The following is an 8346-nucleotide window of genomic DNA, read 5'->3' as shown; positions in this document are numbered from 1 at the left end:
CTCGAATTCACGTCGCGCCTGATCGAGAAGAAGCTGAAGGACTTCGGCGTCGAGGCGAGCGTCGTCGCCGCGTATCCGGGCCCGGTCGTCACGCGCTACGAGATCGAGCCGGCCACCGGCGTGAAGGGCAGCCAGATCGTCAACCTCGCGAAGGATCTCGCGCGTTCGCTGTCGCTCGTGTCGATCCGCGTCGTCGAGACGATTCCCGGCAAGAACTACATGGCGCTCGAGCTGCCGAACCAGCGCCGCCAGACGGTGCACCTGTCCGAGATCATCGGTTCCGAGGTGTACGCGGCCGCGTCGTCGGCGCTGACGCTGAGCCTCGGCAAGGACATCGGCGGCAAGCCGGTGTGCGCCGATCTCGCGAAGATGCCCCACCTGCTGGTGGCCGGCACGACCGGCTCGGGCAAGTCGGTCGGGATCAACGCGATGATCCTGTCGCTGCTGTACAAGGCGACCGCCGAGCAGGTACGCCTGATCCTGATCGATCCGAAGATGCTCGAAATGAGCGTCTACGAAGGCATTCCGCACCTGCTGTGCCCGGTCGTCACCGACATGCGCCAGGCCGGCAACGCGCTGAACTGGACGGTCGCGGAGATGGAGCGCCGCTACAAGCTGATGAGCAAGCTCGGCGTGCGCAATCTCGCGGGCTACAACAACAAGATCGACGAGGCCGCGAAGCGCGAGGAGAAGCTGCCGAATCCGTTCAGCCTGACGCCGGAAGATCCGGAGCCGCTCGGCCGCCTGCCGAACATCGTCGTCGTGATCGACGAGCTGGCCGACCTGATGATGGTCGTCGGCAAGAAGGTCGAGGAACTGATCGCGCGGATCGCACAGAAGGCGCGTGCGGCCGGCATCCACCTGATCCTTGCCACGCAGCGTCCGTCGGTCGACGTGATCACCGGCCTCATCAAGGCCAACGTGCCGACGCGGATCGCGTTCCAGGTGTCGTCGAAGATCGACTCGCGCACGATTCTCGATCAGATGGGCGCCGAATCGCTGCTCGGGATGGGCGACATGCTGTATCTGGCGCCGGGCACCGGGCTGCCGGTGCGCGTGCACGGCGCGTTCGTCGCCGATGATGAAGTGCACCGCGTCGTCGAGAAGCTCAAGGAGCAGGGCGAGCCGAACTACATCGAGGGTCTGCTCGAAGGCGGCACGGCCGACGGCGACGAGGGCTCGGCCGGCGCGGGAACCGGCGAAGGCGGCGACGAGTCTGATCCGCTGTACGACCAGGCGGTCGAGATCGTCATCAAGAATCGCCGCGCATCGATCTCGCTTGTGCAGCGCCACCTGCGGATCGGCTACAACCGCGCGGCGCGGCTGCTCGAGCAGATGGAGCAGTCGGGGCTCGTGTCGGCGATGTCGTCGAGCGGCAACCGCGAAATTCTTGTGCCGGCGCGCGACGCGGAATGAGTCCGCGGCGCTCGCAGCGCTGGCCACCCAGGGAGAAAACCGCAATATGCAGCAACATTCGTTCGCAATGTCCCTTCGTTCGACGCGGCGCTGGCTCGGCGCGGCGCTCGCCGGCGCATCGCTGATGCTCGCGGCGACGCACGCGTTCGCGGGCGGCACCGAGCAATTGAAGGCGTTCGTGTCGCAGGTGCGTTCGGCGAAGGGCGACTTCACGCAGCAGATCGTCAAGGCACCGGCGAAGGGCGCGAGCGCCGTGCAGGCCGTGCCGAAGCCCACCGACAATTCGAGCGGCACGTTCGTGTTCGCGCGCCCGGGCAAGTTCATCTGGACGTACCAGAAGCCGTACCAGCAGGTGCTGCAGGCCGACGGCGAGAAGCTCTACGTGTACGACCGCGACCTGAACCAGGTCACCGAGCGCAAGCTGAACGGCGCGCTGGGCGCGAGCCCGGCCGCGATCCTGTTCGGCAGCAACGATCTCGACAAGAACTACACGCTGCGCGATGCCGGCGAGAAGGGCGGCATCGAGTGGCTCGAGATGCTGCCGAAGGCGCAGGACACGCAGTTCCAGCGGATCGGCATCGGCTTCAAGAACGGCACGCTTGCGGCGATGGAGCTGCACGACGTGTTCGGCAACGTCACGCTGCTGACGTTTACGAACATCCAGACCAATCCGCCGCTGAAGGGCGATACGTTCAAGTTCGTCGTGCCGAAGGGCGCGGACGTGATTACCGGCTGACCGGCGCCGCGCGCTGTTGTGTCCCATACGGGCCTGCCGGAGACGGCAGGCCCGTGTTGTTTCTGGGCGCGGGCACCAGGCGCGGGCACCGGGCATGAGCACCAGGCGCGGCGGGGCTTTCGCGCGGCTGTCATAATGTCGGGTCCGGCGGCCGGTTCGGCCGCTACCGTTTGATGTGGAGCGAGGGTTCATGTCCGACCTGTTTCAAGTCGAGCCGCGCCGGCCGCTCGCCGAGGCGCTGCGGCCGAAGACGCTCGCCGAGGTGATCGGCCAGACGCATTTGCTGGGTGAAGGCAAGCCGCTGCGGCTCGCGTTCGAATCGGGCAAGCCGCATTCGATGATCCTGTGGGGGCCGCCCGGCGTCGGCAAGACGACGCTCGCGCGGCTCACCGCGCTCGCGTTCGACTGCGAGTTCATTGCGTTGTCGGCGGTGCTTGGCGGCGTGAAGGACATCCGCGAGTCGATGGAGCAGGCGAAAGACACGCTGAACCGCACCGGCCGCCACACGATCCTGTTCGTCGACGAGATCCACCGCTTCAACAAGGGGCAGCAGGACGCGCTGCTGCCGTTCGTCGAGTCGGGGCTCGTGACCTTCATCGGCGCGACGACCGAAAACCCGAGCTTCGAGGTCAACTCGGCGTTGCTGTCGCGTGCGCAGGTGTACGTGCTGAAGTCGCTGGACGACGACGAGATGCGCCAGCTGCTGAAGCGCGCACAGGAAATCGCGCTCGACGGCCTGTCGTTCGACGATAAGGCGATCGATACGCTGGTCGGCTATGCGGACGGTGATGCGCGGCGCTTCCTGAACCTGCTCGAGCAGGCGCAGACGGCCGCCACGTCGGCCGGCACCGCGACGATCGATGCCGAATTCGTCAGCAGCGCGATGACGCTGAACGCGCGGCGCTTCGACAAGGGCGGCGACAACTTCTACGACCAGATCTCGGCGCTGCACAAGTCGGTGCGCGGTTCGAGCCCGGACGGCGCACTGTACTGGTTCTGCCGGATGATCGACGGCGGCGCGGATCCGAAGTATCTCGCGCGGCGGATCGTGCGGATGGCGTGGGAAGACATCGGCCTCGCCGATCCGCGCGCGCTGCAGATGGCGAACGACGCGGCCGAAACCTACGAGCGGCTCGGCTCGCCGGAAGGCGAACTCGCGCTCGGCCAGGCGGTGATCTATCTCGCGTGCGCGGCGAAGAGCAACGCGGGCTATAACGCGTTCAACCAGGCGATGGCGTTCGTGAAGCAGGACAAGTCGCGCGAGGTGCCCGTGCATCTGCGCAACGCGCCGACCAAGCTGATGAAGGAACTCGGCTACGGTCACGCCTACCGTTACGCGCACGACGAGCCGAATGCGTATGCGGCCGGCGAGACGTACCTGCCGGACGGGATGCGCGAACCGCGCTGGTACAAGCCGGTGCCGCGCGGGCTCGAATCGAAGATCGCCGACAAGCTCGCGTGGCTGCGCGAACTCGACCGCGAGGCGGGCAAGAAGGACTGACGGCCCGGCGCGGCCCGCTGAGGCCGGCGCCGCCGCGAACGCGTCAGCGCTTGCGGGCCGGCTGCTTCTTCCAGTAGCCGAACGGCTCCTGATGGCACTCGATGTCGAGTTCGGTGACGCGGGCGTGCAGGCTCTGCTGCGCATCGGCGATCGCGAGGTTGTAGATCGCGGGCGCGATTTCCTCGACGAAGAAGTGCAGCAGTGCGCCGGCCTGGATATTGCCGATCGGCTCGTCCATGTTTTCCGTGAAATAGCGTTGCAGCGACGCGATCGCGCGGTCGCGTACGTCCTTGTCCAGTTCGATGGCCATCAGGTTCCTTGGGTAGCTGTGACGGGTGGCGGGTGCCTCGTTCGATGCGCTGCGGCGGGCATGCTCGGGTGTTTCGCGATCCGCGGCGCGTCGATGCCGCGCGATTTCGCGGGTGCCGACGGGCGGGCCGGCAATGCGATACTGCCACGGCCGTCGCACCCCGGTCATCGCCCGTTTGCAGCATTGTCCGTCCGGCCAGTGCCGTGGCGGCCCCGCGGTGCGTTAGAATTCCCGTCTTACACAACGATTCTCCAAGTCCTCCCATGCTCGACATCCAGTTGCTGCGCAAAGACCTCGACGGCGTCGCCCAGCGCCTCGCCGATCGCGGCTACACCCTCGACATCGCCGCGTTCTCCGCCCTCGAAGCGGAACGCCGCGCGATCCAGACCCGCACCGAAGAGCTCCAGGCGCGCCGCAACAGCCTGTCGAAGCAGATCGGCGCGATGAAGGGGAAGGGCGAGGACACGTCGGCCGTGATGGCCGAGGTCGGCGGGATCGGCGACGAAATGAAGGCGGGAGAAGCCAAGCTCGGCGAGATCCAGGCGCGCCTGTCCGACCTGATGCTGGGCATGCCGAACGTCGCGCATGAAAGCGTGCCGGTCGGCAAGGACGAAGCCGACAACGTCGAAGTGCGCCGCTGGGGCACGCCGCGTCAGTTCGATTTCGAAGTGAAGGATCACGTCGACGTCGGCACGCCGCTCGGCCTCGATTTCGAGACCGGCGCGAAGCTCGCCGGCGCGCGCTTCACGATGCTGCGCGGCTCGATCGCGCGCCTGCACCGTGCGCTTGCGCAGTTCATGATCGACACGCACACGCAGCAGCACGGCTATACCGAGACGTATACGCCGTACATCGTGAACCCCGAGATCCTGTACGGCACCGGCCAGTTGCCGAAGTTCGCGGACGACATGTTCCGCGTCGAGAAGGGCGGCGAGGAGAACAAGGTTACGCAATACCTGATCTCCACGTCGGAAATCTCGCTGACGAACACCGTGCGCGAGTCGATCGTCGACGCGTCCGCACTGCCGATCAAGCTGACCGCGCATTCCCCGTGCTTCCGCTCGGAAGCCGGTTCGTATGGCCGCGACACGCGCGGGATGATCCGCCAGCACCAGTTCGACAAGGTCGAGATGGTGCAGGTCGTCGCACCGGAAGCGTCGTACGCGGCGCTCGACGAGATGGTCGGCCATGCGGAAGCGATCCTGCAGAAGCTCGGCCTGCCGTACCGCGTGATCACGCTGTGCACGGGCGACATGGGCTTCTCGGCCGCGAAGACGTTCGACCTCGAGGTGTGGCTGCCTGCGCAGAACACCTATCGCGAGATCTCGAGCTGCTCGAACACCGAGGCGTTCCAGGCGCGCCGGATGCAGGCGCGTTTCCGCAACGCGCAGGGCAAGCCGGAACTCGTGCATACGCTGAACGGTTCGGGTCTTGCAGTTGGCCGCACGCTCGTCGCGGTGCTGGAGAACTACCAGAACGCGGACGGCTCGGTCACGGTGCCGGAAGTGCTGCGTCCGTACATGGGCGGCATCGAGCGCATCGACGCGCCGGCACGGGCGTCGTAAGATCGCGCGCCTGCAAGCCCTTGGCGTTCTCGTAAAAATATTTGCAAAAAGGGCTTGTGGGTTTCGAAGAGATCGTTCTATAATCTTTTCTTTCGCGGAAACGACCAACCGCGAAATGCAGTAAAGCAGCAAGGAAGGAGAGGTGGCAGAGTGGTCGAATGTACCTGACTCGAAATCAGGCGTACGGTTTCCCCGTACCGTGGGTTCGAATCCCACCCTCTCCGCCAAAATACGAAGCCCCTTGATCCGGAAGGATCAAGGGGTTTTTCGTTTTGGGCTCGCGGTGCGTGTGTCGTGTCGCAAGCCGTGGCCATGGCGGCAGCTCGACCGTCGACTATACGGATCGTGCTGATGCAGTGGCACCCACCGCGTGCATGATCCTGCCGCGTCCTCGATACAGCCGCGCTGAATGGCAAACTCCGCGTCGATCGTGTCTCACCACGACCTGCTGTGCAACGGGCAGCTTCGGCAGTTCAGCCGGCCCGAATCGCAGGGGCTCGTGTCGCTGCCGTCGTTCCATGTGATGCTGGCGCTGCTGCGCGCGTATGCGATGCGACACGTCCGCTACGTGTTTCCCGCGTCGGTCGTGCTGAATGCCGTGATGATCATGTCGACACCGACCACGGGTGGCCACTGCCTGTCCGACGTGATCGGGAGGATCGTAGCGTGCTGCCGATCGTCGTCGTGCGCCGCTGGATGGCGGGGCCGCGCAGGGTCGCGAATCGCCCGCAGGCTCGCTTTGAGAACCTCCCTCACACATCGCGCCACCTTGCCGGTTGGGCTGGGTGATGATCAAGTTGCCACGCGTGTTCGCCGAGTTCGAGCGGGCACTGGTCCGCCGGCGGGCGACGATGCAGTCTTTGAAGACGCGTAGTGTCCTTTATACAGGCCACGAAGCCCTGAATACGCCGACGAGCACCACGCGCTATCGCGTCGATCAACACACCTGACCGGTGCGCTCTGCGTAAAGGCTATTTGCAGAGGGGGAGGGGGCAGGCCACACAGCCTGCACTCCCCGTCCCCGGAGATTCGCGCTGCCAGCAAGCCGCGCTGAACCGCGCGACAAGCGTCACGACTTTATATCAAAGCCGTCGTTCCAAGTTGCTCCGGGAGCAATCGGACACACCTGACGCTAATCGCTTGGTCCTTCACACTGAATACGATGATTGGCGCGGCGTTTCCACTGGATTATTTCTCGACCGGATTGACTTCCGGGCGCTCCTCGGTCAGCGACGGAAGCGGCGCCGTGATGGGATGAATGCGCTGGCCATTGTCAACGACACTGTCCATTGAGACGAAGGTAATGGTGCTGCCCGGAACGACATAGAACGGTGCCTCGCTACCGCCTTGTTTCAGGTACATCACGTATCCGCGCTCATCGGTGCGCGACCAGGTGGCGGAGTCCCCCGTTGCACCGGGGAGAACGGCGAAGGTGCCCGGATCTCCGCCGTTGCTGCTCCAGATGTTGATTGCCACGGACAGCGTATTGGGGGATCTGTTTACGATAATAATCTTGCCAGCAGCCATAGTTTCACCTTTTTGTCTGTTTGGATTGATTGAGTTCCAATTAAAAGATGCGTTTGGCATTTCATGATAATTGGATTGCCCGTTGATTTTCGGTGCATCGATTGGGCAGTTGGATTTTATGTTGAATAAATTAAGATTGATTTACTTTTTATCTATCAATTATTTATTCGGGTTGATTTTGATTGGGGCTGGGGAGTTCGGTGCGATGTAATGATTTACATTTTTGGTGTAATAATTTCGATTGAATAATCGGTGGTGTCGATTGTGAAGAGGCATGCTTTGCCGATTAAACAGGAAACCGGATTTTCGTGATCCGCAGGACGGGCACGATGTCCGGCCTCGAACTCGACATACTGCGCTCGTCGATGGACGACAGCAGCGGCCTATGCGACTGGATGCGTTCGAATCGTTGCGCTGGCCGACCCGACCATTGCCACTACTTCACCGTCGTGGATCGTCATGCCGGCTTCCGATTTCCGCATCTCCTTTGTCACGGAATTATTCGCGCTCACACTGCTTTTTTCGGAAGTCTCGAATTCCGGCCGACATATCCGTGTCGATCACGTCGTGCCTGGCGGTTGCTCGGCATCGAACGTGACGTTGGCATCCTCGTGCGTCACCGACTGCCCGGCGCCGAGTGGTTCAAGCTTGGCGGCGCCACGCGCCGGTTGGTGAAGTAGCCATCTGGAAGTGGCTGCATGCGTTATGCGTTGCGACCGCCCCTGGATGGTGCTGACCGGCTCGACCGCTCGCATTCGCTTTTCGCCGCTTTCTTCAGCTTTAAGCCCGCGCTTTCGGCGCCGTTAACACGAGGCGGCGGCCGGCGCCCGTGCCGGACCGCATCGTTCCCCGTCGATTCAAGGTTCCATGAAGCTGAGCTACAAGATTCCCCTCGCATTCGCCATCGCGCTGCTGCTGATGTTCGGTGGCGCGCTGTACGGTATCCACATTCTCAATCGGTCGATCGATACGTTTGCCGAAGACGTGCAGACGAACGTCGGCGATGAACGACTCGTGTCGGCCACGCTCGTGCAGTTCAAGCTGCAAGTGCAGGAATGGAAGGACACGCTGCTGCGCGGCAAGCAGCCCGACAAGCTCGACCAGTACTGGCAGGCGTTCCAGACGCGCGAGCGGACGGTCGACACGCTTGCCGCGCAACTCGTTCACCAGTTGCCGCCCGGCGAGAGCCGCTCGCTCGTCGAGCAGTTCATCCGCGCACACACGGCGATGGGCGACGGTTACCGGCGCGGGTTCGACGCGTTCAAGGCTGCCGGCTTCGAGCCGTCGGCCG

The 8346-nt window shown here is 63.8% G+C and carries 8 protein-coding genes, 1 tRNA gene and 1 pseudogene; 8 read left to right on the top strand and 2 right to left on the bottom strand.

The annotated features are described in order from the left end of the window. The 3 genes from JYJ84_RS22015 to JYJ84_RS22005 form a co-directional block, all read left to right on the top strand. Window positions 1–1416 (top strand): DNA translocase FtsK (locus tag JYJ84_RS22015; RefSeq protein ID WP_205189464.1); only part of this gene is annotated, 1416 nt, incomplete at its 5' end. Window positions 1417–1462: 46 nt separating this feature from the next. Then, entirely contained in the window at window positions 1463–2152 is a 690-nt protein-coding gene (gene lolA / locus JYJ84_RS22010) for an outer membrane lipoprotein chaperone LolA (protein WP_011351257.1), read from the top strand. A 190-nt stretch (window positions 2153–2342) separates the two neighbouring features. Continuing rightward, on the top strand, window positions 2343–3653 hold the full coding sequence (locus JYJ84_RS22005; RefSeq protein ID WP_089445121.1) for a replication-associated recombination protein A: 1311 nt from the start codon (window positions 2343–2345) through the stop codon (window positions 3651–3653). A gap of 43 nt (window positions 3654–3696) precedes the next feature. On the opposite strand, the gene JYJ84_RS22000 is transcribed toward JYJ84_RS22005, so the two are convergent. Further along, a complete protein-coding gene (locus JYJ84_RS22000; RefSeq protein ID WP_011351259.1) occupies window positions 3697–3963 on the bottom strand; it encodes a DUF2164 domain-containing protein in 267 nt (88 codons plus the stop codon). A gap of 263 nt (window positions 3964–4226) precedes the next feature. On the opposite strand from JYJ84_RS22000, the gene serS reads away from it, so the two are divergent. The 3 genes from serS to JYJ84_RS21985 all read left to right on the top strand — a co-directional run bounded on the left by serS (window position 4227) and on the right by JYJ84_RS21985 (window position 6402). Beyond that, window positions 4227–5528: a serine--tRNA ligase gene (serS, locus tag JYJ84_RS21995; protein ID WP_174941410.1), complete on the top strand. Its 1302-nt coding sequence runs from the start codon at window positions 4227–4229 to the stop codon at window positions 5526–5528. 136 nt (window positions 5529–5664) lie between these two features. Then, window positions 5665–5755 (top strand) — tRNA-Ser (locus tag JYJ84_RS21990). A 182-nt stretch (window positions 5756–5937) separates the two neighbouring features. Further along, window positions 5938–6402, top strand: coding sequence for a phosphatase PAP2 family protein (locus tag JYJ84_RS21985; protein ID WP_226217218.1), 465 nt, complete (start codon window positions 5938–5940; stop codon window positions 6400–6402). 314 nt (window positions 6403–6716) lie between these two features. On the opposite strand, the gene JYJ84_RS21980 is transcribed toward JYJ84_RS21985, so the two are convergent. Then, window positions 6717–7055 (bottom strand): hypothetical protein, encoded by a 339-nt coding sequence (locus JYJ84_RS21980; protein ID WP_122944713.1) that lies wholly within the window; start codon window positions 7053–7055, stop codon window positions 6717–6719. Window positions 7056–7384: 329 nt separating this feature from the next. On the opposite strand from JYJ84_RS21980, the gene JYJ84_RS21975 reads away from it, so the two are divergent. Continuing rightward, a complete protein-coding gene (locus JYJ84_RS21975; protein ID WP_175222810.1) occupies window positions 7385–7735 on the top strand; it encodes a hypothetical protein in 351 nt (116 codons plus the stop codon). 187 nt (window positions 7736–7922) lie between these two features. Continuing rightward, window positions 7923–8346 (top strand): annotated as a pseudogene (locus JYJ84_RS21970) (methyl-accepting chemotaxis protein); the annotation flags it as partial.

This window comes from Burkholderia sp. LMG 13014 (genome assembly GCF_905232215.1).
In the GTDB taxonomy this organism is placed as follows: Bacteria; Pseudomonadota; Gammaproteobacteria; order Burkholderiales; family Burkholderiaceae; genus Burkholderia.
The sequence above is the reverse complement of the archived record's forward strand: the minus strand, read 5'-3'. Positions and strand labels throughout refer to the sequence as shown.

Excerpts from the sequence above, each read along its gene's own strand:
- lolA (WP_011351257.1), top strand. The coding sequence starts at position 1,463 with ATGCAGCAACATTCGTTCGCAATGTCCCTTCGTTCGACGCGGCGCTGG.
- JYJ84_RS22005 (WP_089445121.1), top strand. The coding sequence starts at position 2,343 with ATGTCCGACCTGTTTCAAGTCGAGCCGCGCCGGCCGCTCGCCGAGGCG.
- JYJ84_RS22000 (WP_011351259.1), bottom strand. The coding sequence starts at position 3,963 with ATGGCCATCGAACTGGACAAGGACGTACGCGACCGCGCGATCGCGTCG.
- serS (WP_174941410.1), top strand. The coding sequence starts at position 4,227 with ATGCTCGACATCCAGTTGCTGCGCAAAGACCTCGACGGCGTCGCCCAG.
- JYJ84_RS21985 (WP_226217218.1), top strand. The coding sequence starts at position 5,938 with ATGGCAAACTCCGCGTCGATCGTGTCTCACCACGACCTGCTGTGCAAC.
- JYJ84_RS21980 (WP_122944713.1), bottom strand. The coding sequence starts at position 7,055 with ATGGCTGCTGGCAAGATTATTATCGTAAACAGATCCCCCAATACGCTG.
- JYJ84_RS21975 (WP_175222810.1), top strand. The coding sequence starts at position 7,385 with ATGTCCGGCCTCGAACTCGACATACTGCGCTCGTCGATGGACGACAGC.